This is a genomic window from Pseudophaeobacter sp. 1A09344 (assembly GCF_041008745.1).
In the GTDB taxonomy this organism is placed as follows: domain Bacteria; phylum Pseudomonadota; class Alphaproteobacteria; order Rhodobacterales; family Rhodobacteraceae; genus Phycobacter; species Phycobacter gallaeciensis_A.
The window spans coordinates 631,760-656,239 of record NZ_JAXGFS010000001.1; the positions used below are offsets into that span (position 1 = coordinate 631,760).

Sequence of the window (24,480 nt, forward strand, 5' to 3'; positions counted from 1 at the left end):
CATTCAAAACTGGCAAGATCGCGCCCAAGGGAAAAGATCATGAAGGTTATCATCTGTGGCGCCGGCCAGGTTGGCTGGCAGATCGCGCGGCATCTGTCCGGCGAGCACAACGATGTGACAGTTGTCGACAACAACCCGGATCTGGTGCGCCGCGCGACAGATACTCTGGATGTTCAGGGGATTGCGGGCTTTGCCTCATACCCGGATGTTCTGGAGCGGGCAGGGGCGCGGGATGCGGATATGATCATCGCCGCAACCCACTCGGATGAGGTCAACATGGTGACCTGTCAGGTTGCCCATTCGGTATTCTCGATCCAGCGCAAGATTGCCCGGCTGCGGGCGCGCAGCTACCTGAATGCGATCTACTCCGACCTGTACCGGCGGGACCATCTGCCCATCGATGTGGTGATCAGCCCCGAACGCGAGGTCGCCGCCGCCGCTATTCAGCGGCTTCTGGCACCGGCCGCGTTTGACACGGAAACCTTTATGGGCGGGAAGGCGCAGCTCCTCGGCATTCAGATCGACGAGGATTGCCCGGTGGTCAACACGCCGCTGCGGCAGCTGACGGATCTGTTTTCCACCCTGCGGGCTATCGTTGTGGGTGTGCGGCGCGATGGCAGCCTGTTTGCACCGGAACCGGGCGATCAGCTGTTCGTCGGCGACAGCGCCTATGTGTTTTGCCACACGGACGACGTGAGCAGAACCATCGAAGTCTTTGGCAAGAAAGAAAAACGCCAGGATCGGGTGGTGATCGTGGGCGGCGGTAATGTGGGCCTTGAAGTGGCAAAGGCGCTTGAGAACCGTACCGGACGGATCCGCGCTAAGATCATTGAGAAAAGCCGCAAATGCGCCGAGCGGGCGGCCGAAACACTCGAGAGGACCATCGTTCTGAACGGTGACGGGCTGGACCGTACTCTGATGATTGAAGGCGGTATTGATCGCGCCGATGCCATGCTTGCTGTCACCGACGATGATAAGACCAACATGCTGGCGGCCGTGCGCGCCAAATCCGAAGGCTGCCCTTTCGTGGTGGCCCTGATCAATGATCCGACCTTGCTGCCGCTGATGGCGCCTCTCGGGATCGACGCCTTTATCAACCCGCGCTCCACCACGGTGAGTTCGATTCTGCAACACATCCGCTATGGCCGCGTTCGGCAGGTCTATTCCATTGGCGATGCCGAAGCCGAGGTGATCGAGGCTGAGGTTCTGGGAACCTCTCCGATGGCGGGGCAAGCAGTCCGCGACATTCCCTTCCCCGAAGGCGTACTGATCGGCGCCGTGCGCAAGGGAGGCGAGGTCCTGCGACCCAGCGGCGAAATGCGCATCGAAGAGGGGGATGTCATCGCGATCTTTGCGATGGCCGCCGATGTTCCAGAGGTCGAGCGCCTGATGCAGGTTTCGATCGACTACTTCTAGCATGGCGGCACGCAATCATACCGCGGGCGGGCTGTTGCGTCTGCCCTTGTTCCTGCTGATCTGGGGTGTGGCTTGCCTGGCCATGTGGGTGCCGGCCACCCATGCGGTGATCCTGAACGACCACCCGACATCGCAAAGTTTCTTTTTCTCCGGCCTCTTGGGGCTTTTTGTGATCGCTGTGATTGCCTTGTCGCTGGGCAATAAGGTGCCCCGCTATGGCATGCCGGGGCAGCTGCTGTCGCTGCTGGCAACCTTTGCAGTATTGCCGCTGTTCCTCGCGCTTCCCGTGCAGGATGCGTTGAAAAACACAAGCTTCCTCAACGCATATTTCGACATGGTCAGCGCCGTCACCACAACGGGCGCCGATATCTTTGCCGATCCGGGGCGGCTGCCGCCCAGCGTGCATCTGTGGCGGGCGATTGTTGGCTGGCTTGGCGGCCTTTTGATGTGGATCGCCGCATCGGCGGTTCTGGCACCGATGTTCCTGGGCGGCTTCGAAGTCACCGCCAAGGGGGAACCGGGCGGCGGTGGCGCGACACCTGTTCTGATGCAAAAGGCGGATCCACGGCGCCAATTGATCACGGTCGCGCGCACCCTGACGCCGGTCTATTTCGCCCTGACGTTGGTTCTCTGGACGCTTTTGATGATGACTGGCAGCAAATCGTTGGCCGGGCTGACCCATGCGATGTCGGTGATGGCGACTTCGGGGATTTCATCGGTCGGGGGCACCGAGGCGGCAAACAGCGGCATGGCCGGGGAAATGGTCATGTTCCTGTTCATGTTCTTTGCCCTGTCGCGGCTGACATTTTCCTCCGATACGGTCAGCACCGGCGACGGGCGGCTGGATCGTGACCCGGAGTTCCGTTCCGGCCTGCTGATTGTGCTGGGGGTTCCGACGCTTTTGTTCCTGCGCCACTGGCTGGCAACGTTTGAGGTCAACAGCGCCGAGGATGGCATGCAGGCGCTGCGCGCCTTCTGGGGGGCGCTGTTCACGGTGATGTCCTTCCTGTCCACCACCGGATTTGAAAGCGCCGACTGGGAGGCCGCCGGGCAATGGTCGGGGTTGGAAACCCCGGGGATGATTCTTCTGGGCTTGTCGTTGATTGGCGGCGGGGTGGCCACCACAGCGGGCGGCGTCAAATTGCTGCGGGTCTATGCGCTTTATCTCAACGGGCTTGGCGAAATGGAACGGCTGGTGCATCCGTCATCGGTCAGCGGTGAGGGGGCTGGCAATCGGCGGCTGCAAAAGAACGGCGCCTTTGTGGCCTGGATCTTTTTCATGCTCTTTGCCTTGTCTCTGGCGCTGATCAGCACGGTGCTTGCCGCCCTTGGTACGGATTTTGAAACCTCGCTGATCCTGGCGGTATCGGCTCTGTCGACCACTGGCCCGTTGACCGAAGTCGCGGCGAGCGAGCCGATCATGCTGTGGCAGCTGGTGCCCTCGGCCAAACTGGTGCTGTGCTTTGCGATGGTGCTCGGGCGGCTCGAAACTCTGGCGATCATCGCGCTTTTGTCGCCTAATCTCTGGCGCAGTTAAGAAAACCTCGTTACGCTGCTCTGGCATTTGATGTTTTTCGGGTGGAAACCCAATCGGTCTCCGTCCATAGTTGGTTGTAACGAGGCGCGTTGGTCCGCAGCGCGTAGCAAGAAAAAAGGCGAGATAATAATAATGGCTTCGGACAGACAGAATCTTCAGGATGCCTTCCTGAATCACGTTCGCAAAACCAAGGTTCCCGTTACAATTTTTCTGATCAACGGGGTCAAATTGCAGGGGGTTATTACCTGGTTTGATAATTTCTGTGTCCTGCTGCGCCGCGACGGACAGTCGCAGTTGGTCTACAAACACGCAATTTCCACGATCATGCCCGCACAGCCGATCAGCCTTTATGAAGGTGAAGACGCCTCTTGATGGAGCATGACCGGAAGCGCACCCGGGCCTGGGTGCTGCATCCCGAGATCAAGTCGGATCAACACCGGCGCGATCCTGAACCCGCCCTTGCAGAGGCTGTGGCGCTGGCGCAGGCGCTGCCCGATCTCGACGTTGTCGGATCGGATGTGGTGCGTTTGCCCAAGGCTCATGCGGGGATGTTGTTCGGCTCGGGTAAGATCGAAGAACTGGCACAGAAGCTGAAATCCGAAGAGGTGGAACTGGTCCTCATTGACGGACCGGTGTCCCCTGTACAGCAGCGAAATCTGGAAAAGGCCTGGAAGGTCAAGATCCTCGACCGGACCGGGCTGATCCTCGAGATCTTCTCGGATCGGGCGCGCACCCGAGAGGGTGTGCTGCAGGTGGAGATGGCCGCGCTCAGCTATCAGCGGACCCGGCTGGTGCGGGCCTGGACCCACCTGGAACGGCAGCGGGGCGGATTGGGTTTCGTTGGTGGTCCCGGTGAAACCCAGATCGAGGCGGACCGTCGTGCAATTGACGATCAGCTGGTGCGCCTACGCCGCCAGCTCGACAAGGTGGTGAAAACCCGCACGCTGCATCGCGCCGCGCGGGCCAAGGTGCCTTATCCGATTGTCGCGCTGGTCGGCTATACCAACGCCGGTAAATCGACCCTGTTCAATCGCCTGACCGGGGCTGAGGTGATGGCGGAGGATATGCTGTTCGCCACTCTGGATCCGACCATGCGCCGGGTGCTGTTGCCTGATGGTCCGGAGGTGATCCTGTCGGACACGGTGGGCTTTATCTCGGATCTGCCGACCGAGTTGGTCGCGGCCTTCCGTGCGACGCTGGAAGAGGTGCTGGCCGCCGATGTGATCTTGCACGTGCGCGACATCAGCCACGATGAAACCGAGCATCAGGCCCGCGATGTGGCCGCGATCCTGACGTCGCTTGGGGTGGATGAAAACCGCACCCAGATCGAGGTCTGGAACAAGCTCGACAATCTCAGCGAGGAAGAAGCCGACGCCCGCCGTCAGCGCGCCGCCCGCGAGGAAGGGATCCACGCGATTTCAGCCCTGACCGGCGAAGGCATCGACGGGCTCTTGGCGGATATCGCGGAAAAATTGCAAGGCACAAAGCATCAAGAGGTGCTCAGCCTTGATTTTTCGCAAGGCAAACAACGGGCCTGGCTGTTTGCGCAGGATGTTGTCGTCTCCGAAGAGCAGACCGAGAGCGGTTTTGATATCACCGTGCTTTGGACTGCGAAACAACGGGCGCAGTACGACGGGCTATGATCCGTCGTGCTGTACGTCCTTGAAACTCCGAAGTAGCTGCTAGTGAGAATCCGGCGGCGTTGCACCGCTGCGCGGTCGTGATTGCAGTGTGAGCGTGGCTGCAGCGACGATCGGTCCGATCAGCTCAAACCCCACCGTGGTTCCAATTGCCAGCGCCATGATCGACGGGGCGAATTCGGGGAACCGCTCGGCTGCGACCAGCGCCATGCCGATTGCCACCCCGGCTTGCGGCAGCATTGCGGCGCCGTAATAGGGCCGTTCGGTCGCCGGGGCGTGGGCTAGCATACCGCCGATCCAACCCCCAAAGATGCGCCCCAACACCCGGAGAACCGAATAGCCAAGGCCCGCCATACCCAGCGTCGCCAGCGCCTCGGGGTCCAGCGTTGCACCGGCGAGTACGAAAAAGATGATCATGAAGGGCCATTCGAAATTGTGGATCTCGTGAAAGGCCCGAGTGTGGTGGCGGGCAAGATTTACGATCACTGCGCCGGTCGTCATGCCTGCAATCAGATAGGACAGCTCCAGCATCAGCGACAGTCCGGCGGTCAGGAAGATCAGGCCAAGCGCCTCGATCCGCAGCGGCTCCCCATCTGACAGCCGTCCGGTCAGCAGCGCACCAGGAATGCCGATGGCGATCCCCAGTCCTATCGATCCGACAACCTCCTGCGTGGCGATGATCAGCGTATCAACACCGTCACCAATACCGCTGATGAGATCAATCATCAGCAATGCGAGGCTGAAGGCGAACAGCCCCCAAGCATCATCAATGGCGACCAAGCCTTTGAGAGTTTGGGTAAATCCGGTATCCAGCCCGGATTGATCGATCACGTCATAGGTGGCTGCGGGATCGGTCGCCGTGGCCAGCGCGCCCAGCAGGATGGCCAGCGTCAGTGGCAGGCCCATGGCCCAAAGCCCGGTTGTGACGGCGACCTGACTGACGATAACGATGGACAGTGACACGACGACAACCACGCGGCCATGCTGGCGCAGGTTGGACATGGACAAGGCGCTACCCAAGAGAACCGCAACCGCGCTGAGCGCCACCACAGCAATCACCGGGTACAGTTCCGTGATGCTGTCCGGCAGCAAACCAAACCCGGAATGACCGATCAGCAAGCCGCAGCCCAGAAGCAGGGTTACACGGGGCAGGCGCAACCGTCGTCCGATCCGGTCGGCCGCCAACCCGGCAAAGAACAGAAGGCCAAAGATGATCAGAGTGACGGCTTGATCTTCCATCCGGGGGCTCTCTGTCTAGTTCCGGGGCAGGATACGGGTCACCCCGATTGCCGCCGCGCGGGCAAGATCCTCGTCCAGAGACATCGGAATATATTCACCCCGGCGCCACAACTGGGCCATGTCGTCATAGTGGCGCGAGAGGAAGTGTCCAGACTGGCCGGTCGAGGTAATAAAGACCGAACTGTCCGGATCGGCGAAATCATAGACGCCGCGGAACCCGGCGGCGTGGACATTCTGAAACGGCATCGGGCCTTCGCCAGAGGTGCGCCCGCGCTGCAGGGTGTTGTCGCCGCCACTGGTGGACTGGCGGATGTTCACAAAGAACCGCAGCACCGGCACCTCGCCCAGAACCTCGTGATCGTGGGTGGCTTGGTGGGCATCGCCCCAACGCAGCGATTCCAGCGCGGTGCCATAGCGTTCCTCGATCCAGATCAGCGCATCGTCCAGCGCCAGCCGTGCCATGTCGGTACAGGTTTCCCGCGGCGCGCTTTGCCGGACATCGCACCAGGCGGCAGCACCATCGATGTCGCGGTAGACCCGTTCGATGAACAGCGGGTCCACGTGTTTGTACTCTTCCGTCAGCGGTCCCAGATCATCGGTGATCAGCCGCGCTTGCAGCGCCCGGAGCCAGGCCGCATAGATCAACGGCTCCGGCAGGTGCTCATTCATTTCGCCGTTCCATTCAGACAGCAGGGTCAGCGCGGTGTGACGCTGGCGTTCGCGGCTGCCTTCGGGGGCGGCCTCGCCCGTGAACCACAGGTCTGCCCCTATCAGCGGCAGCAGGGCCCGGGCAGAGTAGGATACCGTATCAAGCTGCGCCTCAATGAAGCTGTCGCGCGTATGCACTTCGCGGTTCTGCATCAAGCGGCGCCAGCGGTTGATCCGCTGGGTGTCGCCCCAGTCGAAGGAGACATGGTTGGGAAAGGGGCGGTCCAGCAGCTTGTTATTGGTATTGCCCAGGATCCCGCCACGGGGACTGATGAATTCCGGGTTGGCAGCATAGGGAGCGCGGCCTTTCCAAATGTTTTCCCGGCGCCAGCCCTGGCTTGGCAGGCGGCCCTTGCTTTGATGGCGTGCATCGCGCTGGGGAATGGCGCCGATGGTCTTGAGGGCAATCGTTTCCTTATCCGCCAGCGTCAGGTTCTGCGAAGGTGCAATATAATCTTCGGCGACACGGATCGCTTCCCGGGCCGAGGCGCTGCGCATCAAAGCGATGGCGGCGCTGACCGAGGTATCTTCGCCCGACAAAGCCGTCCAGCCAAGGCTGACCACGTGACCCGGCGGGGTGATGGTGGCCAGAGAGAACATGGACCCCGGAAGAACCGGCCCGTTTTCGGTCCAGCGCAGGGTCAGGGTGACTGGCGGCGCGTCCTTGATGTTGATGATGGACCGGCGGGTAACGAAAGGCGTGTAACCCGTTGGACTTAAATATTCTTCGGGATTTTCGGCATTGATCTTTTCGATGAAGAGATCCTGATCATCCATGTAGGAAGAGGTGATCCCCCAGCCCAAGTCGTTTGAGCGTCCGGTGAGCACGGCAGGCAGCCCTGGTATGGTTCCGCCAATCACGCCGCCGGTCGCCAACTCCATCCGCGCCAGATACCAGATCCCGGGCGCGCTGAGGCCCAGATGTGGATCATTGGCCAGTAGGGTGCCGCCCGTAGCGGATCGACTGGGATCGGCAGCCCAGGCATTGGATGCCCCGCCAAGGCCGCGCGGCGCGAGCGGAAACAGGCGACTTTCCGGTTCGGGCGAAGAGGCGGCGATGCGCGGTACATCTGGGAACAGGCTCGCATATTCCGGCAGCGCGGCCGTGCCGGATCCCGGCGCATCGGGCAGGATATCAAACAGGCGTTCCGGATCGGCGAGCGCCAGAGAGGTGCGTGCACGCAGGATTTCCTCGCGCATATGGCCTGACAGTTTCAGCGCCATCAGTTTCATGATCGCGATACTGTCGGCAGGCTGCCATGGGGCCAGCGGCATATTAAACAGGAACATCTCCGGCGCGCCGCGTCCCAGCGCCTCTTCGTTGATCTCCTGCAGGCGGGCATTCACACCAGCGGAATAGGCGGTCAACGCGGCCATGGCTTCGGGTGTCTGAACCGCGACCGATTGTTGTGCCAGCCGGTAAAGATCAAGCCGCCGCACGAAAGTATCGACCTCAATGGTGCGGGTACCAAAGATCTCGGACAGACGTCCCTGCGCGGTGCGCCGCATTACAGCCATCTGCCACAAGCGGTCCTGCGCATGGGCATAGCCGAGGCCGAAAAACACGTCCTCGTCACTGGCACCGATGCTGCTGAAGATATGCGGCACATTGGCGTTGTCGCGGACTATCTCGACCGGGGCCGTGGGGCCGGGCAGGGCAATCGTCTTGTCATAATCGGGCAGAGACTGGGAGGCGAAATAGTAGGCCAGGACAACCGCAGCGAGCGACAGCAGAATCAAGGTGGCGGTCAGTCGCATCAGCCAGCGGAACAGGAGTGCCATATAAAGGTTATTCCCTTTGTTTTCTGTGTACAGCGGCCTGGCACGATTGCACCCCGCGCCGCCAGTGCTAGGGTAGCGTCAACATATGCCAAGAAAGCACAGGGGAAAAGCACATGGCAAAAGCTGCATTTCTGGGGTTGGGAGTTATGGGCTATCCGATGGCCGGACACCTGCAATCGGCGGGTCACGAGGTGACGGTCTATAACCGCACCGCCGCCAAGGCCGAGGCCTGGGTCAAGGAGCACGGCGGTGCCAGCGCGCCAACTCCGCGCGAGGCGGCTGCGGGCGCGGAATTCGTGATGTCCTGCGTTGGCAACGATGATGACCTGCGCTCGGTCTGCCTGGGGCCGGATGGCGCGTTTGCCGGGATGGCCAAGGGCGGCGTTTTTGTCGATCACACCACGGTCTCTGCCAGCGTCACGCGGGAGCTTTTCGAGGCGGCTGCCGAGCTGGGCATTTCCTTTGTAGATGCGCCGATTTCTGGCGGTCAGGCGGGCGCCGAGAATGGGGTTCTATCGGTGATGTGCGGTGGTGAAGCGGAGGCCTATGCCCGCGCGGAGCCCATCATCGACGCCTATGCCCGTATCTGCCGCCGGATTGGCGACAGCGGCGCCGGCCAGATGACCAAGATGTGCAACCAGATCGCAATCGCCGGGTTGGTGCAGGGGCTCGCGGAATCGCTGCATTTTGCAGAAAAGGCGGGGCTGGATGGCCGCGCCGTGGTCGAGGTAATCAGCCAGGGGGCGGCAGGCAGCTGGCAGATGGCAAACCGTTATGAGACCATGCTGGACGATCATTTCGAACATGGCTTTGCGGTGGACTGGATGCGCAAGGATCTGGGGATCTGTCTGGATGCCGCAGACGAAACCGGAGCCAGCCTGCCGGTGACCGCGCTGGTCGATCAGTTCTACAAGGACGTGCAGAAGATGGGCGGCGGGCGCTGGGATACCTCGTCCCTGTTCAAACGCCTGAAGTCAGCTGGTTAAGAGGAGCCCGTAACCACTTGAAATAAAAGGCGCGCCCGGAATGTGGCGCGCCTTTTTTATCTGCGGCTTCAGCGGAGAAATCAGCTGAGCCGTGTCCGATCAGGGAATGATGCGGGTGTATTTGGTGCCTTCCAGGGTGGCGCCAACACGCAGACCGGCCTGCGCGAAAACGGCCGCCAGGATCGGAGAGGTCAGGGTATTGGTGTCCGCCGCGACAGAGTTGCCATCGTCTTTGATCACATATTCAAGATCAGCGCCGGCTGCCCAACCCGAAGAGCGTCGGAACCCGGCCAGGGCATCGTCGGTCATGAAGAACAGCACATGGGCGTATTGCTGGGCGCCGATCTGCAACCCGGCGTTGCCCTTGACCGTGGAATAGTAATCGACCGTTACGCCATTGATGCGCAGCGCGCCGCGCCCATAGGCGCCGCCAATCAGGAAACCAGCCTCGGTAACCAACGGCATCACCAGCATGCCGGTCGATTTCTCGGCCAGCGTGATGGTGTTGGGGTATCGGCTGTACATCTGGTTGAGGGTGGCATCGACGCGGGCGTCGATAGTGGCGGCATTGTTGTTGCCAACGCCATTGCCACAGGCCGCAACCGCTCCGGTCCCGGCAAGAATGCCAAGAGTGAAGCCGCGGCGCGTCAAGCGGGGGGAAATATGTCTGCTCATGTGAAGTGTTGCCTGTCACGTTGTGGATAAAGGCCGGTTGTTCGGCTCTGGGCAGGATCATAGGCGGAAAAAAGCCCGCTGTCATCTACGACAACAGCGCCGCAGCCCGCCTGAGCGGCTTCCCGCAGGGCGTTCGTGTGGGGCTGGCAGTGTCCGTCGCCGGAAGTGATCCCGGACAGCGGTGGATCAGCCGTTCAGGATCCGTGCGGTTTCAGGCGCGAAATAGGTCAGAATACCGTCACAGCCTGCGCGTTTGAACGCGAGAAGGCTTTCCAGCATGACCTGTTCGCCATTGATCCAGCCATTCTGGGCGGCAGCCTGGATCATCGCGTATTCGCCAGAAACCTGATAGGCGAAGGTGGGCGTGCCAAAGGTGGTTTTGACCCGGTGGCAGATGTCCAGGTAGGCAATGCCGGGTTTGACCATGACCATATCTGCGCCTTCCTGCAGGTCGCGTTCGACCAGCCGCAGCGCCTCGTCCGAGTTGCCGGGGTCCATCTGATAGGTCTTCTTGTCGCCTTTGAGTGCGCCAGAGGCACCGACCGCGTCGCGGAACGGGCCGTAAAAGCCAGAGGCGTATTTGGCCGAATAGGACAGGATCGATACGTTGCGGTGGCCGCCCTGTTCCAGGCCGCTGCGCATGGCGGCGATCCGACCGTCCATCATGTCCGACGGACCGATGATGTCCGCACCGGCCTCGGCCTGCGCGAGGGTCATCTTCACCAGTGCCTCGACAGTTTCATCGTTGAGGATCTCACCATCGACGACAAAACCATCGTGACCGTTGATGTTATAGGGATCGAGCGCCACGTCGGTCATCACTGCGATCTCCGGCGCGACCGCCTTGATCGCGCGGATAGCACGGTTGCACAGGTTGTCGGGGTTCCAGGCCTCAGCGCAGTCTTCGGTCTTGAGCGCCGGATCGGTATAGGGAAAGAGGCAGATCGCCGGAATGCCAAGGGCCTGCGCCTCGACTGCCGCTTCGGCGATCTTGTCGACCGAACGGCGCACCACGCCGGGCATGGAGACCACCGGCTCCACGATTCCTTCACCATCGCGCACGAAAACCGGCCAGATCAGATCATCCGTGGTCAGGGTGTTCTCGCGGACCAACCCGCGGATCGCAGGGCTAACACGGGTACGGCGCAGGCGGGCGGCGGGAAAGGGGGCGACGGTCGGCTTCATCGTGGTCTCTCATCTCTCTGTGGCACGCCTGTGGGTCGCATGGAACCGCGCCGTCATGCAAGTGGCACAATCGCCGCGCTTGTGCGCCCCTTGTCTGCGGGGCTTGTGCCGGGGGCTTTGGCGGTGGATATAAGGCGGCGAATGCGAACAGACGGAAGAGGGCACGGGATTGGATCTGTTTCAGACACTGACCGAAATGATCGACCTGCGGTCCTTTTCCAACCTTTGGTACTGGATTGCCCTTGCGGTGATGTGGTCCACGGCCAGTCACTGGATCCTGGGGGTGCCCTTTGACATGGTGCACCGGGCGCGCAAGAACGGCGGCCAGAGCGCCGAGGATCTGGAGGATCTGGTGCGGATCAACGTAAACCGCATGCTCTATGTGGTTCAAATGGCGGGACTTTGGATCCTTGCGATCGCTTGCTTCGTGCTGTCGTCCCTGGCAACCTTGGGCTTTGGTCTTGGCGTGGAATTCGCACAGGCAGTGTTCCTGCTGCTGTTCCCGATGGCTGCGGTGGGGCTGGTCAATCTGGCGACGGCGCGGTCGATCCGGATGAATGAGCCGCAGGGCGATGCGCTCTACCGCAGACTTGCCACCTGCCGCTTTGCGATCCAGATCATCGGCATGATCTCCATTTTTGTCACGGCGATGTGGGGCATGTACCAGAATCTGCGGTTGGGCGTCTTTGGCTGAGCATCACCAGGGACCCAGAGCTGAAGAAACACAATGAAGAGGGAGACGCGCAGCATGGCGCAGCCTGCGATAACCATGGGCGGCGCGCCGGAAGGGTTCGATGCCCGGCTGGTGCTGAAAGAGGTCGAGACGTCCGGCGGTCCGGTTCTTCATGTGGCCCGCGATGACAAGCGGATGGAGGCGATGCGCGCCGCGCTGGCCTTTTTTGCACCGGACATGCCGGTCTTTGTCTTTCCCGGCTGGGATTGTCTGCCCTATGACCGCGTCTCGCCCAACGCCGATATCTCCGCCGCGCGGATGGCGACGCTGGCGGCGCTGGTCCACCAGATGCCTTCGCAGTTCATCCTGCTGACCACGCTCAACGCCGCCAGTCAGCGGGTGCCTGCGCGCGAGGTCCTGCGCGAAGCAGCCTTCAGCGCCCGGGTCGACCACCGGATCGATGAAACGGCGCTGCGTCAGTTCCTGGTCCGCATGGGGTTCACGCATAGTCCAACAGTGATGGAGCCGGGCGACTACGCAATCCGGGGCGGGATCATCGATATCTTCCCGCCGGGCGACACCGGGCCGGTGCGGCTGGATCTGTTTGGTGACGTGCTGGATGGCGCGCGCCGGTTTGATCCGGTGACCCAGCGGACCACGGAAAAACTGGACCTCATCGAACTGGCGCCGGTCTCCGAAGTGATCCTGGACGACGCCGCCGTGACCCGGTTCCGGCAGAACTACCGCATCGAATTCGGCGCTGCGGGCACTGACGATCCGCTGTACGAGGCGGTCAGCGCGGGCCGAAAGCATCAAGGGATCGAACACTGGCTACCGTTCTTCCATGAGAAGCTGGAAACCCTGTTTGACTACCTGCCGCAGGCCTCGGTCACGCTGGACGATCAGGTTACCGCATCCCGGCTGGCGCGCTGGGACAGTATCGTGGACCAGTATGAGACCCGCAAACTGGCGATGGCCCAAAAGGGGCGGATGGACACGGTATACAAACCAACGCCGCCGGGGCTGCTGTATCTTGACGACAGCGCCTGGGAGGACGCAACCAGTGCACATCGTACCATCCAGCTGCATCCACTGGCGCAGGCCTCTGGCCCCGGTGTGGTGGATGCAGGCGGGCGGATCGGGCGGGATTTCGCGCCCGAGCGTCAATTGGAAAACGTCAGTCTTTTTGGTGCCTTGGCGGCCCATATTCAGGAGCGGATGCAAAAGGGTCCGGTCGTGGTTGCCTCATACTCCGAAGGTGCGCGGGAACGTCTGACCGGGTTGATCGAAGACGAAGGTCTGGCCGAGGCGATCCCGGTCATGGACGGCACCCGGATTGGAAAATCCGGGCTGCATCTGGCGGTCTGGGCGCTGGAACACGGGTTCGAAGCGCCGGACATGACGGTGATCTCCGAGCAGGACGTGCTGGGCGACAGGCTGATCCGCTCGCCCAAGAAACGCCGCAAGGCCGAGAATTTCCTGACCGAGGCGCAATCGCTGTCGCCGGGGGATCTAGTGGTGCATGTCGACCACGGCATCGGTCGCTATCAGGGGATGGAGGTTATCACCGCCGCCGGGGCGGCCCATGAATGCCTGCTGCTGGAATATGCCGAAGCGGCCAAGCTGTACCTGCCGGTCGAGAATATCGAACTCCTCAGCAAATACGGCCACGATGAAGGGCTTCTGGACCGGCTGGGCGGCGGTGCTTGGCAGGCGAAGAAGGCCAAGCTGAAAGAGCGCATTCGGGAGATGGCCGACCGGCTGATCCGGATTGCGGCCGAACGGGCGCTGCGCAAGGCACCGATCATGGATCCGCCGCCGCACGCTTGGGAGGAATTCTCGGCACGTTTTCCCTATCAGGAAACCGACGATCAGCTGCGCGCCATCGAGGACGTGATGGCGGATATGACCTCGGGCCAGCCGATGGACCGGTTGATTTGCGGCGATGTCGGCTTTGGCAAGACCGAGGTCGCGATGCGCGCGGCCTTTGTCGCGGCGATGTCCGGCGTGCAGGTGGCTGTCATCGCGCCGACAACCCTGCTGGCGCGTCAGCACGCGGCCTCGTTCGCAGAACGGTTCCGGGGTTTCCCGTTGGAAGTCAGGCAGTTGTCGCGCTTTGTTACGGCAAAGGACGCTGCCAAAACGCGCGAAGGTATGGCCAAGGGAACGGTCGATATCGTGATTGGCACCCACGCATTGTTGGCCAAGGGGATCAAGTTTCAAAACCTTGGCCTGCTGATCATCGACGAAGAGCAGCATTTCGGTGTCGGCCACAAGGAACGCCTGAAGCAGCTGCGCAGCGACATTCACGTGCTGACCCTGACCGCAACGCCGATCCCGCGGACCCTGCAGCTGAGCCTGACGGGCGTGCGGGATCTATCGATTATCGGCACGCCGCCGGTGGACCGGCTTGCGATCCGCACCTATGTCAGCGAATTCGACGCTGTCACCATCCGCGAAGGGTTGCTGCGGGAACATTATCGCGGCGGACAAAGCTTTTACGTGGTACCGCGGATTTCAGACCTCGCCGAGGTCGAGGAATTCCTCAAGGAGCAACTGCCCGAGCTGACCTATGTGGTTGCGCATGGTCAGATGGCGGCCGGTGAGCTTGATGACCGGATGAATGCCTTCTACGACGGCAAATTCGACATCCTTCTGGCGACAACCATCGTGGAATCGGGCCTCGACATTCCGACGGCAAACACCATGGTGGTGCACCGGGCCGATATGTTCGGTCTGGCGCAGCTTTATCAGATCCGGGGCCGGGTGGGCCGTTCGAAAACCCGTGCCTATGCTTACCTTACCACCAAGCCGCGCGTGCGCCTGACCGCGACGGCTGAAAAACGGCTCAAGGTGCTCGGTTCGCTCGACACTCTGGGCGCCGGATTTACCCTTGCCAGTCAGGACCTTGATATCCGCGGCGCTGGGAACCTGCTGGGCGAGGAACAATCGGGCCAGATGCGCGATGTGGGCTATGAGCTGTACCAATCCATGCTGGAAGAGGCGATTGCCAAGATCAAGGCGGGCGAACTGGAAGGCCTGTCGGAGGGCGACGATCAATGGGCGCCGCAGATCAATCTGGGCGTGCCGGTGCTGATCCCTGAGGACTACGTGCCCGACCTCGATGTGCGCCTTGGCCTGTATCGCCGCCTCTCGGGCCTCACGACCAAGGTCGAGCTGGAAGGGTTCGCGGCAGAACTGATCGACCGGTTTGGTAAACTGCCGAAAGAGGTCAACACCTTGATGCTGGTGGTGCGGATCAAAGCGATGTGCAAACGCGCAGGCATCGCCAAGCTGGACGCCGGTCCCAAGGGCGCAACTCTGCAGTTCCACAATGACAAATTTGCCTCCCCGCAGGGGCTGGTCGAATTCATCGAGGATCAGAAAGGCCTGGCCAAGGTCAAGGACAACAAAATCGTCGTGCGTCGCGACTGGAAGAAGGACAGCGACAAGATCAAGGGCGCCTTTGCCATCGCCCGCGACCTGGCCGAAAAGGTGGTCGCGGAGAAGAGAAAAGCCAAGGCAAAGCAGGGCTAGGCCTTCAGCGCGCAGGGATGGTGCGGGTCAGGCGCAACAGTCCTGCGGCGCCATCGCCACCTGCGCGCAGCCGCAGGAGGCCATGATCCCGTCCGAACGCGCCTGCGCCAGATCCAGCTTCTGGCGAATGTGGTGGATTTCCACGGTTTCCCCACGCGCCGCGAGGCAGTCGTGCAACCCTTTGAGGCTCCAGACGTTGTCGGGATGGATCGACGCCCGCGACAGGGTGTCATCCAGCCCCAGATCGGCGCGATAGACGGCCTCGGCCTCGGTCACATTGCCTTGCTCTAGCAGCAGTGCCCCCAGCGCGTGGCGGGTCGGCTGCATCCAGCCCCAGGGTTCGTCGTAAGGCAGGTTATCATCCAGATCGACCGAGCGGCGTAGATGGCCATAGGCGATATCAAAGTTGCCCTTGCGATACTCAATCTCGCCGCGCAGCATTTCCCGCGCGATTTCAAGAAGATCGACAACGCGGTTGTTGTGCATCAGACGGGTTTCCGGCACCCGGTCCTTGGCCGCAAGGAACAGCGCTTCCTCGGCCTCAGCCTCAGCCACGCGGCCCGTCGCAGCATAGCCAAGGGCACGGGCATAATGGGTAGTGGCTGTCAGAGTACGGAACAACTCCTGGTCCTCTGGCAGTTCCAGCGCGATCGCCTCGCCCCAACGGCCGAACCGGATCAGGATATGAGGATGCATGGCCATGTAGCTTTCGAAGTAATCCGCCATTGGCGGGCTTTCGATCCGTAGCATTTCAATCGGCGTCGTGTCCCACAGCCCCTGATTTGCACGTAGGGCTGGCTCGATTTGTCCAAGGAAAAGAGCACCATAGATCACGAAGTGATAATCGTGCTGCCGATAGCCGGTGTAGATATTATAGGCGCCTTCGCGTTCGTAGTATTTCAGGTCTGCTTCGATCGCCTTCTGGTTCCAATAGACCACATCCTGATAATTGCCGCAGAGCACGTCGATATGGGTGGGCATATGCACCAGATGCCCGGCATCGGGCACCAGATCGCGCAGCACATCACCCGCCTTCAGCGCCTTTTCCGGGGTCGGCGACATTTCCATCAGGTGCACATAAAGATGGAGCAGGCCGGGATGGGTCATGGCTCCGGGCAGGCTATCAAAGGCGTCTTCCAGAACCTGTTGCGCTTCTTTCGTCGCGGCGCCTTCTGCCGGAAGGCCGGTTTTCAGATCCCACATGTTCCAGGGTGTGAGGTTCAAGAGGCTTTCGACATAGACGCAGCGCAGGTCCAGATTGTCGGGCACCTTGGCAAAGGCCGCACGCATGCTGTCGGCAAAATCATTGTCCCAGGCGTGCATGTCATCGACGGGCGTGCGCTGCGGATAGCGGGCGGTCAGCGCTGCGATCAAGGCTTGCTCGACCGGGGTGCAGCCCTCTGCGTGGGCCAGGGCATATTGCGTAGCATCATAGGCGGTCGCCAGCGCCTCGGCCCGGGTGGCGGGGTCGTGCAGCTCCCATGGCATGTTGTAGTTGGGGCCGGATGCATAGGCGAGACCCCAATGCGCCATGGCGCAACCCGGATCCTCGGCCAGCGCGCGGCGAAAACAGGTGGCTGCCTCCTGATGGTTATAGCCATAGGTCCAGATCAGACCGCGATCAAACCACAGCTGCGCCTTGGCGCTGCCGGTGGTCACGGGACAGGAATAGGTCCCGAGTTCATAATAGAAATCCATGAAAACACCCCTTCAAGCTTATGAAGAGGTTAGGGTTTTCAGGCTTGCCGGGCAAGCGGCGTGTCCCCGGCGCGACGCGGCAGCAGGCAGTTGCGCAATCTGCTGGCAGGCGGCGGTGCGGGGTTAAACCGCAGGCAGGCGTGCTTCTACTCGCGCCATATGCAGCATGACGAGAAACCCGAGGAAAGCCATGATCAGAATGCCTGCGGTCAGCGGCAGCAGCGATCCGTCGAACAACAGCCCGACCGGTGCGGCGATGGCTGCGGCAACTACTGTGGAGATTGCGCCCATGACCGAGGCCGCCATGCCCGCGATATGGCCCATCGGCTCCATCCCCATGGCGTTGAGATTGCCAAGGGTAACGCCGGCCATGAAGAACACGCTGGTCTGCCAGGTCACAAACAGCCCAAAGGCAACGGAGTTGTCCAGTGGCATGCTTTCCAAGACCAGCATGGCCGATGCCAGACCGATCTGGGAGGCCAGCGCCCAGGTCACCATGCGGCGCATCCCCAGACGCACCACCAGTACAGCATTCAGGAGGCTGCCCGTCCCGGCCACCAGCGCAACGCCGAAGAACCAGTAAGGGAAGCTTTCGGCGCGGTCAAAGACCACATCATAGGCCGGTTGAACCAGGGTGATCATGGTGAACAGCATGCCAAGGCACAGGCATTGGGCGATGATCGACAGGCGGACGGTGGGGTGGGTCACCATCTCCTTCAGTGCTGCAGCCATCAGCGCCGGGCGTACCGGGCGGCGGTCTTGCCGCTCCAGCGTTTCGGGCAGGCGCACGCCCATCCAAAGTGCGATGATGAGAGCAAAGGCCGCAAAGGCAGCAAAGATGCCGCGCCAGCTGGAAAAGGCAATGATGACGGAGCCCAGCATCGGCGCAACCGCAGGAACGAGGGTGAAGATCATCATGGCGATGGAAACAACCCGCGCCATCTCACGGCCCGAATAGAGATCCCGCACCACGGCCATGGCGACAACGCGCGGTCCGGCTGCGCCTAGCCCCATGGTAACCCGCGCCAAAAGCGCCAGTTCCAGGGATTGCGCGGCCCAGGCCGCGGCCGCCGAGATGATGTAGAGAATGACGCCGCCAAAAATGACGGGCTTGCGGCCAAAGGCGTCAGAGATCGGGCCGGTAAAGAAGGTGCCGATACCCATGCCCAGAACAAAAGAGGTGATGATCAGCTGCGCCCGATTTATGTTGTCGGGGCTGAGCGTTGCGCCAATTTCCGGCAGGGCCGGCAGCATGGCGTCGATGGAAAAGGCGATGGTGGCAAACATCATCGCGATCAAGGCGATAAATTCACCTTTCGACATCGGGTTTGAAACGGATTTTGACATAGATAACCTCATGCGGTGCTTCAGAAGGAACCGGAAATCGGATCCAATCCGGGCGCCGCTGAGAGGCCGCTACCATGATTTTCTAAAAGGGGCCAGCCGCTCGCCTGCACAGGACTCTGTGCATTGATGCGACGGTCTGGCCGGGTTGTGGAACCGTTACTGCCGGGCAGGCGACGGCGGCTCGGGGCACTCGTCTTCGTTGGCTGCGGCTACAGGGTCGTCCCGGTGGTGACGGCCGAAATGGGCAATTAGCCACTCGCTGTGCTCTTCGCGCTTTTGAATCTGGTAAAGCGCGAATTCCCGGATGGCCAAGGCGAAAACTCCAAGACCACTGAAAATAAGAATAATAGTTCCGATTTTTCCGGCCGCGGTTACGGGAACAAAGTTCCCGTAACCGACAGTGGAAATGGTCACGACGGTGAAAAACAGACTGTCCAGCCAGCTCCATCCCTCGGCGTAATGAAAAAACACTGTACTGAACACGATGATGCCGATGAGGGTGGCAAAGATACTGGACCGTTTAATCTGCATTACTCATCCTTTGGTCCGGCTTCCAGCTGGGACATGATATCGGCGATCACCTCTTTCCACAGCTCGGGCGGCTGTGCGCCCGGCACCGCGTGCTGGTTGGCGACCACGAAGGTCGGGACCGAGTTCACGCCCATCTTGCGGGAATGCGCATCGCGGGACTGGATCGCCTCGATGTCGTTCTCGGTTTCCAGCAGTTTCAGCATGACATCGCGTTCCATGCCAATCTCTTCGGCAATGTCAGCCAGGATTTCGGGATCACCAATATCGAGGCCTTTGACGAAATAGGCTTCGAACAGGGCATCCACGGCCGCGGTCTGTTTGCCTTCGGTGCCGGCCCAATGGATCAGCCGATGCGCGTTGAGCGTATTAGGCGTGCGTTTCATGCCTTCGAAATCGATCGACAGTCCGGCCTGTTCAGCATGTTCCACGATGGGGGCATAGGCCCGCACCGCGCCTTCCTTGCCGCCAAACTTCGCCTCAAGATAGGCGCGCCGGTCCATACCTTCGCGGGGCATGTCGGGATTCAGCTGGAAGGGGTGCCATTCGATCACAAAAGGATGGTTCGGGATCTCGGCCAAGGCTTTGTCCAGATGCGTCTTACCGATATAGCACCAGGGGCAGATCGGGTCCGAAAGAATGTCGAGCTTGACCGAAGGAAGGCTGGTCATGGGTTATCCTTTGAAATAGGCCGGCAGGGCGCGCCTCAGTAGTTTTCCGTTTGCGCCAGTCGGCAGGGCCTCAAGATACACATAGGCGCGCGGTTGTTTGTAACGCGCCAGGCGGTCCGTGGCAAAATCCCGAAGGTCGGCTTCGGGGATCTCTTGCGGGCCGGTGTAGAAGGCCACGATAATATGTGTGTCTTCCTTGACTTCAACCGAGGTTACCCCGACCTGCACAATCCCGTGATGAGCCGCGAGCGTGGTTTCCACCTCAATCGGGGAAACGCGGAAACCGCCAGCGTTCATCATGTCATCGGCGCGCCCCAGATAGGTGATCTGACCGTCGGCCGCCATGGCGCCCTGATCGCCGGTCAGGAACCAGTCTCCCTGCATGCGCGCCTCGGTTTCATCGGGGGCGTTGAGATAGCCCAGCATCAGACCGGGGTCCGACCGGTGCACGGCGATGGTACCTTCGGCGCCGCGCGGTACTGGCCCGTCTGGACCAAGGATCGCCACCCGGCGTCCTTCCTGCGGCTGGCCAAGCGCATCGCCGTGCGCCGGGTGTGCCGGGCTGGAAGAAATGAAGGTCGAACATTCGGACATGCCGTAGGCCTCAAAAAGGGCCCGGCCGGTTCGATCGCTCCAAAGCTCGGAGAGGTGGCGCGAGAGCTTTTCACCAGCACAAAGGCCATGGCGCAGATCTGGCAGGTCAAGAGTACAATTTGAGTTGAGGATTTTTCGATAAACGCCGGGTGCAGCAGCAAAAATGCTGGCGTGATGGTCGCACAGCAGCGCCGGGATTGCCTCGGGCGGTGTGTCGGGATCAGGGATCAGCGCGGTTGCACCAATGCTCCACGGATCCATCAATCCGGTGCCCAAGGTGAAGGTCCAGTTGAAGGCGCCGGCGTGCAGCAGGCGGTCGTGTTCTGAAAGGTCGTACCAGTCCCGCACCATCATCTGCCGCGCCCAGATGGCGCGGTGGGCATGGGCGACGGCGCGGGGTGATCCGCTGGTGCCTGAGGTATAGACCACATAGGCCAGACGGTCGGGATCCCCTATGTCATACTCGCAGGGCGGAAGGTCGCGCATCGCGGTCAGTTCTGGCAGGATGATTTCGCGCGGGTGATCGGCGCAGGCGACCGACGGGTCGCGCAGAACTGCGGCCACGTCGAGTTCCGCAATCATCTTGGCGGTTTCCGGTGCGGTCAGCTGCGAGGAGGTCGGGACGGGTACCAGACCAGCCGCAATCGCGCCAAGATAGGCCAGCGGGAAATCGACCGTATTGCCAAGGCGCATCATCACAATGTCGCCAGGGCGCAGGCCCGCCGCCAACAGCCCCGTGCCGGTCCCGCGCACCGCGGCCTCCAGCTGGGCATAGGTCCATTTCTGGCTTTGATCGCCGCCAAGGACCTCCAACGCTTGTTTTTGAGGGTGGTCGGCTGCGAAACGCAGTACATGGGCGGCCATGTTGAACGGCGCCGGGCAGGGGGCAAAGGGCCCATTGTCGAAAACTGATATCATGGATCTTCGCTAGCGTGACACGTGCCGCGTTGCAAGCTGCCGTGCTGCGGCCTATAGAAACAGCATGACTGGCCGCGACCCCAAAACCCTGATCACCATTGCCCGCTCTGGCGGCGAAGACACGCAGGCAGAACCGCTGGACCTTGGCGCCCGCGTGCGGGAATTGCGCAAGGCGCGGGACTGGACGCTGGAACACGCGGCCAATCAAGCGGGGCTGGCCCGTTCGACCCTTTCGAAGATCGAAAACGGCCAGATGTCACCGACCTATGACGCCCTGAAAAAGCTGGCCGTCGGGCTGGAAATTTCAGTACCGCAGCTGTTCACCCCGCCGCAGCGCGATCAGGTGAACGGGCGGATGACGGTGACAAAATTCGGTGAAGGATCGCATCAGGCGACGGCCACCTATGAGCATGAACTGCTCGCCGATGGTTTGACCCGCAAGCAGATGCTGCCGTACCGGGCCCGGGTCCGGGCGCGCTCGATGGATGAGTTTGACGGCTGGGTACGGCACGACGGCGAGGAATTCCTCTATGTGCTGACCGGGGTGATCATGCTTTATACCGAGTTTTACGAGCCGGTTGAAATGCGCCGGGGCGACAGCGCCTATTACGATGGTGCCATGGGGCACAACGTGATCTCGCTCAGCCCGGATGATGCGACCATTCTTTGGGTCACGTCCCTGGTCTGAAGGCCGCAGTGAAGTACTGCTGGCAACGCCTTGAATTTTTATGATTTTATTTCTGTGGGGGATGGCGCCCAGGAGCTTTCGCGCATCACCGTATGACCCGCGCTACGGGCATTTCAGTCCACAGCGGTCACAGCGGCTGTAGTCCGCACCCCAATGCGATGACCAAAGGAACACGGCGTTCAGATCGCATCCCGTTCCAGCTCTTCATGCAGCCTTTCCCAAAACAGGAAGTCGTCGGCCTCTTCCTGCGCCTCGGTGAGCGTCAGGTGATGCGACTGGGCCAGGTAAGCAACGAACCCGTCCTTGTCGCCGATCGGACAGGGAGCATACCGGCGTTGAAGATACGGAAACCGCTGTTTGGCGCGGGGAAAGCGGACCGCCCAGCTGGCCGAAGCAGAGAAACATGACATTTCGAGTACCCCGTGAAAACAACAACAATACGGTATTATGGTAGCAAATATGTCAAAAAAGAAAACAATTGGATCATGAAGATCTTCACGATCACGCGAAACCGCTGTGATCAACGCCTAGTGGTTGCGGCGCCGTGCCCAATTACTCTGGTTGATACCACCAAACGTCGGGGAAGAAGCCGGTGCGATCACCATATATTGGAAGGCTCTCGGGATGGGCCAGTTGCCGCTTATGGGCAATGCGCCCTTTGTCGTATTGCCAGATCGGGATCACATAGCGCCCCGCCGTCAGCACACGGTCCAGTGCCCGTACCGCAGCGGTGAAGTCATCCGTGCTCTTTGAGGTCAGGAGCCGGTCAATCATCGCTTCGGTGGCGGGGCTGTCGATGCCCATCAGGTTGCGGCTGCCCGGTTGGTTGACCCCGGCGCGCCCCCAATAGAGTTTCTGTTCGTTGCCGGGGCTGAGCGAAAGATCGCGGCGGAACCGGGTCAGGTCGAAATCGAACTCGGACTGGCGCGCCACATATTGCGCATTATCAACAAGCTCTGGCGTGATAGTGATGCCCAGACGATCCAGTGCGCGGGCGTAGATTTCGACGATGGTTTTCATCTCTGCATCGCCTTGGCGCAAGAGGACCGACAGCGTCAGCACCTGCCCGTCAGGATTCTTCAGCACGCCGTCCTGCACGGTCCATCCTGCCTCGGCCAGCAGGGCGACTGCACGGCGCAGATTCCTGCGGTTGCGTTTGGTGCCATCGCTGGTGGGCAGGGCATAGCCTTCCAACGTGCCGGGCAGCAGGCTGTCGGCATAGGGCTGGAGCAGTGCGCGCACCTCATCAGGCGCGGGACCTTCCCGCATGCCAAGGGTGGAGTTGGAGAAATAAGAGGTGATCCGCGGCTGGATACCGCCGGTGACGGTGCCGTTGATATATTCGAAATTGAAGGCAAGGATCAGCGCCTCTCGCACGCGCCAGTCACCCAGCGGTGCGCGGCGTGTGTTCATCGCCAGTCCGGTCATGCCGGATGGGCGCTGATGCGGGATCTCGCTTTTGACCACGTCGCCATTGCTGACGGCGGGAAAGTCATAGGCGCTTTTCCATTTGTCGGCGTTGAATTCGCGATAGGCGCTCAGCTCTCCGGCCTTGAAGGCCTCGAACAGCACCGTCTGATCGCCAAAGAAATCTATGCGGAGCTCGTCAAAGTTATGCATGCCCCGGCGCAGCGGTAGATCCGCGCCCCAGTAGTCGGGATTGCGGGAAAGGGTTACAAACCGGCCCGGCTCGAAATCGGACACCACATAGGCGCCAGTGCCGATGGGCGCCTCGCTGAGGCCCGAGGCCGCGAAATCCTTGCCTTCCCACTGCGCCTTTTTAAGGATCGGACGCATACCGGCGATCAGTGCCAGCTCCCGGTCTTCGGTATTGAAGGTAATCTTCAGGCTGCGTGGACCGGTCTGTTCAATCCCGGCGACCTTGGACCAGAACCCGCGATAGCGCAGGTGACCTTCGGTGCCGAGCGTTTCATAGGACCAAAGCACATCCTCGACCGTGACAGGGCTGCCATCGGAAAACCGCGCCTCGGGGCGCAGCGTGAATTCGACCCAGGAGCGGTCCTCGGGCACGTTGATCGATTCGGCCAGCAAGCCATAAAGGGTAAAGGGTTCATCCCAGGAGCGGCCCATCAGGCTTTCGTATCCCCAGAAGCGGAGCTGCCAGGGCGGGGTGCCTTTCTGGGCAAATGGGTTCAGCGTATCAAAGCCGCCGGTGTTGCCGACAACCAGCCTGCCGCCCTTTGGGGCCTCGGGGTTGGCATAGGGAACCGCGGTGAAGCCAGGGTCCAGCGCCGGTTCGCCATACATTGCAATACCATGGGCTGATTCTGCGGCTGCAAAACTGGCGTTGAGACAAAGCCCGATTCCCATCACAAGCGATCTGGCGGCGGAGAAATATTCTGACCTCACTTTGGCAACAATCCCATTCTGCCCTTATTTACTTGAGCCTTCACGGTAGAGGCGCGTCTTTGTCTTTTCAAACTTTTAGCTTGGATGAAAGCACGAAATTGCGTATAAAGGGGTCACTGCTCGATAGGTTTCTTGCCTGTATGAAACCTGCCTCAATAACTTAACGCCCGCTTCGTGCGGGCGTTTTTTTTGGTGAAATCGTGTGGTTTTCGATGGCAAATTGCTTGGGAGAGTACGGCGGAAGCGCTGTGTATTTCGGCCGTCCTTGATGAACAAGTCAGTAGTCCT

General features: G+C 61.0%; 19 protein-coding genes. 8 read left to right on the forward strand and 11 right to left on the reverse strand.

Translation table 11 applies throughout. The annotated features are described in order from the left end of the window. Positions 1–39: 39 nt before the first annotated feature. The 4 genes from trkA (at position 40) to hflX (ending at position 4,596) form a co-directional block, all read left to right on the forward strand. A complete protein-coding gene (trkA, locus tag SM765_RS02880) occupies positions 40–1,416 on the forward strand; it encodes a Trk system potassium transporter TrkA (protein ID WP_274837024.1) in 1,377 nt (458 codons plus the stop codon). Between the two features lies 1 nt (position 1,417). Beyond that, positions 1,418–2,953, forward strand: a complete 1,536-nt coding sequence (locus SM765_RS02885) for a TrkH family potassium uptake protein (RefSeq protein ID WP_274837026.1) — start codon at positions 1,418–1,420, stop codon at positions 2,951–2,953. Positions 2,954–3,085: 132 nt separating this feature from the next. Further along, positions 3,086–3,325, forward strand: a complete 240-nt coding sequence (gene hfq, locus SM765_RS02890) for an RNA chaperone Hfq (RefSeq protein ID WP_008204623.1) — start codon at positions 3,086–3,088, stop codon at positions 3,323–3,325. Next, complete coding sequence (gene hflX / locus SM765_RS02895; protein WP_274832217.1) at positions 3,325–4,596, forward strand: GTPase HflX; 1,272 nt, start codon at positions 3,325–3,327, stop codon at positions 4,594–4,596. The genes hfq and hflX overlap by 1 nt, the downstream gene beginning before the upstream one ends. Positions 4,597–4,635: 39 nt before the next feature. On the opposite strand, the gene SM765_RS02900 is transcribed toward hflX, so the two are convergent. Continuing rightward, entirely contained in the window at positions 4,636–5,832 is a 1,197-nt protein-coding gene (locus SM765_RS02900; protein ID WP_274832218.1) for a cation:proton antiporter, read from the reverse strand. A gap of 15 nt (positions 5,833–5,847) precedes the next feature. Next, positions 5,848–8,322: a penicillin acylase family protein gene (locus SM765_RS02905; RefSeq protein WP_368981406.1), complete on the reverse strand. Its 2,475-nt coding sequence runs from the start codon at positions 8,320–8,322 to the stop codon at positions 5,848–5,850. Between the two features lie 83 nt (positions 8,323–8,405). On the opposite strand from SM765_RS02905, the gene SM765_RS02910 reads away from it, so the two are divergent. Further along, entirely contained in the window at positions 8,406–9,308 is a 903-nt protein-coding gene (locus tag SM765_RS02910) for an NAD(P)-dependent oxidoreductase (protein WP_274832266.1), read from the forward strand. 99 nt (positions 9,309–9,407) lie between these two features. On the opposite strand, the gene SM765_RS02915 is transcribed toward SM765_RS02910, so the two are convergent. Continuing rightward, complete coding sequence (locus SM765_RS02915) at positions 9,408–9,983, reverse strand: lipid-binding SYLF domain-containing protein (protein ID WP_065270233.1); 576 nt, start codon at positions 9,981–9,983, stop codon at positions 9,408–9,410. Between the two features lie 186 nt (positions 9,984–10,169). After that, positions 10,170–11,168, reverse strand: coding sequence for a porphobilinogen synthase (gene hemB / locus SM765_RS02920; protein ID WP_065270234.1), 999 nt, complete (start codon positions 11,166–11,168; stop codon positions 10,170–10,172). Between the two features lie 169 nt (positions 11,169–11,337). Between hemB and SM765_RS02925 the strand changes: the two genes are divergently transcribed. Both SM765_RS02925 and mfd read left to right on the forward strand, forming a co-directional pair. Next, positions 11,338–11,862, forward strand: coding sequence for a component of SufBCD complex (locus tag SM765_RS02925; RefSeq protein WP_274834088.1), 525 nt, complete (start codon positions 11,338–11,340; stop codon positions 11,860–11,862). Between the two features lie 54 nt (positions 11,863–11,916). Beyond that, positions 11,917–15,378: a transcription-repair coupling factor gene (gene mfd, locus SM765_RS02930; RefSeq protein WP_274837029.1), complete on the forward strand. Its 3,462-nt coding sequence runs from the start codon at positions 11,917–11,919 to the stop codon at positions 15,376–15,378. A 27-nt stretch (positions 15,379–15,405) separates the two neighbouring features. Here mfd and SM765_RS02935 read toward each other — a convergent pair whose 3' ends face one another. The 5 genes from SM765_RS02935 to SM765_RS02955 form a co-directional block, all read right to left on the reverse strand. Then, positions 15,406–17,076, reverse strand: coding sequence for a hypothetical protein (locus SM765_RS02935; RefSeq protein WP_368981407.1), 1,671 nt, complete (start codon positions 17,074–17,076; stop codon positions 15,406–15,408). A gap of 123 nt (positions 17,077–17,199) precedes the next feature. Next, a complete protein-coding gene (locus tag SM765_RS02940; RefSeq protein ID WP_274828086.1) occupies positions 17,200–18,423 on the reverse strand; it encodes an MFS transporter in 1,224 nt (407 codons plus the stop codon). A 156-nt stretch (positions 18,424–18,579) separates the two neighbouring features. Beyond that, entirely contained in the window at positions 18,580–18,954 is a 375-nt protein-coding gene (locus SM765_RS02945) for a potassium channel family protein (RefSeq protein ID WP_274837031.1), read from the reverse strand. Further along, positions 18,954–19,622, reverse strand: coding sequence for a DsbA family oxidoreductase (locus SM765_RS02950; protein ID WP_274837032.1), 669 nt, complete (start codon positions 19,620–19,622; stop codon positions 18,954–18,956). Before SM765_RS02950 ends, SM765_RS02945 begins: the two co-directional genes overlap by 1 nt. A 3-nt stretch (positions 19,623–19,625) precedes the next feature. Next, entirely contained in the window at positions 19,626–21,134 is a 1,509-nt protein-coding gene (locus tag SM765_RS02955) for a class I adenylate-forming enzyme family protein (RefSeq protein WP_274837034.1), read from the reverse strand. Between the two features lie 64 nt (positions 21,135–21,198). Here SM765_RS02955 and SM765_RS02960 point away from each other — a divergent pair, with 64 nt between their 5' ends. Continuing rightward, on the forward strand, positions 21,199–21,822 hold the full coding sequence (locus tag SM765_RS02960; protein WP_274837035.1) for a helix-turn-helix domain-containing protein: 624 nt from the start codon (positions 21,199–21,201) through the stop codon (positions 21,820–21,822). Between the two features lie 179 nt (positions 21,823–22,001). On the opposite strand, the gene SM765_RS02965 is transcribed toward SM765_RS02960, so the two are convergent. Next, a complete protein-coding gene (locus SM765_RS02965; protein WP_274828089.1) occupies positions 22,002–22,232 on the reverse strand; it encodes a hypothetical protein in 231 nt (76 codons plus the stop codon). A gap of 142 nt (positions 22,233–22,374) precedes the next feature. Beyond that, on the reverse strand, positions 22,375–24,090 hold the full coding sequence (locus SM765_RS02970; RefSeq protein WP_425537287.1) for an extracellular solute-binding protein: 1,716 nt from the start codon (positions 24,088–24,090) through the stop codon (positions 22,375–22,377). Positions 24,091–24,480 lie beyond the last annotated feature (390 nt).

What these genes read in the sequence shown, in the direction of transcription:
- SM765_RS02970 (WP_425537287.1), bottom strand. Translation starts at nt 24,090, where the DNA reads ATGTATGGCGAACCGGCGCTGGACCCTGGCTTCACCGCGGTTCCCTAT.
- hflX (WP_274832217.1), top strand. Translation starts at nt 3,325, where the DNA reads ATGGAGCATGACCGGAAGCGCACCCGGGCCTGGGTGCTGCATCCCGAG.
- SM765_RS02950 (WP_274837032.1), bottom strand. Translation starts at nt 19,622, where the DNA reads ATGACCAGCCTTCCTTCGGTCAAGCTCGACATTCTTTCGGACCCGATC.
- hfq (WP_008204623.1), top strand. Translation starts at nt 3,086, where the DNA reads ATGGCTTCGGACAGACAGAATCTTCAGGATGCCTTCCTGAATCACGTT.
- SM765_RS02945 (WP_274837031.1), bottom strand. Translation starts at nt 18,954, where the DNA reads ATGCAGATTAAACGGTCCAGTATCTTTGCCACCCTCATCGGCATCATC.
- trkA (WP_274837024.1), top strand. Translation starts at nt 40, where the DNA reads ATGAAGGTTATCATCTGTGGCGCCGGCCAGGTTGGCTGGCAGATCGCG.
- hemB (WP_065270234.1), bottom strand. Translation starts at nt 11,168, where the DNA reads ATGAAGCCGACCGTCGCCCCCTTTCCCGCCGCCCGCCTGCGCCGTACC.
- mfd (WP_274837029.1), top strand. Translation starts at nt 11,917, where the DNA reads ATGGCGCAGCCTGCGATAACCATGGGCGGCGCGCCGGAAGGGTTCGAT.
- SM765_RS02940 (WP_274828086.1), bottom strand. Translation starts at nt 18,423, where the DNA reads ATGTCAAAATCCGTTTCAAACCCGATGTCGAAAGGTGAATTTATCGCC.
- SM765_RS02960 (WP_274837035.1), top strand. Translation starts at nt 21,199, where the DNA reads ATGACTGGCCGCGACCCCAAAACCCTGATCACCATTGCCCGCTCTGGC.
- SM765_RS02955 (WP_274837034.1), bottom strand. Translation starts at nt 21,134, where the DNA reads ATGATATCAGTTTTCGACAATGGGCCCTTTGCCCCCTGCCCGGCGCCG.
- SM765_RS02885 (WP_274837026.1), top strand. Translation starts at nt 1,418, where the DNA reads ATGGCGGCACGCAATCATACCGCGGGCGGGCTGTTGCGTCTGCCCTTG.
- SM765_RS02915 (WP_065270233.1), bottom strand. Translation starts at nt 9,983, where the DNA reads ATGAGCAGACATATTTCCCCCCGCTTGACGCGCCGCGGCTTCACTCTT.
- SM765_RS02935 (WP_368981407.1), bottom strand. Translation starts at nt 17,076, where the DNA reads ATGGATTTCTATTATGAACTCGGGACCTATTCCTGTCCCGTGACCACC.
- SM765_RS02965 (WP_274828089.1), bottom strand. Translation starts at nt 22,232, where the DNA reads ATGTCATGTTTCTCTGCTTCGGCCAGCTGGGCGGTCCGCTTTCCCCGC.
- SM765_RS02905 (WP_368981406.1), bottom strand. Translation starts at nt 8,322, where the DNA reads ATGGCACTCCTGTTCCGCTGGCTGATGCGACTGACCGCCACCTTGATT.
- SM765_RS02900 (WP_274832218.1), bottom strand. Translation starts at nt 5,832, where the DNA reads ATGGAAGATCAAGCCGTCACTCTGATCATCTTTGGCCTTCTGTTCTTT.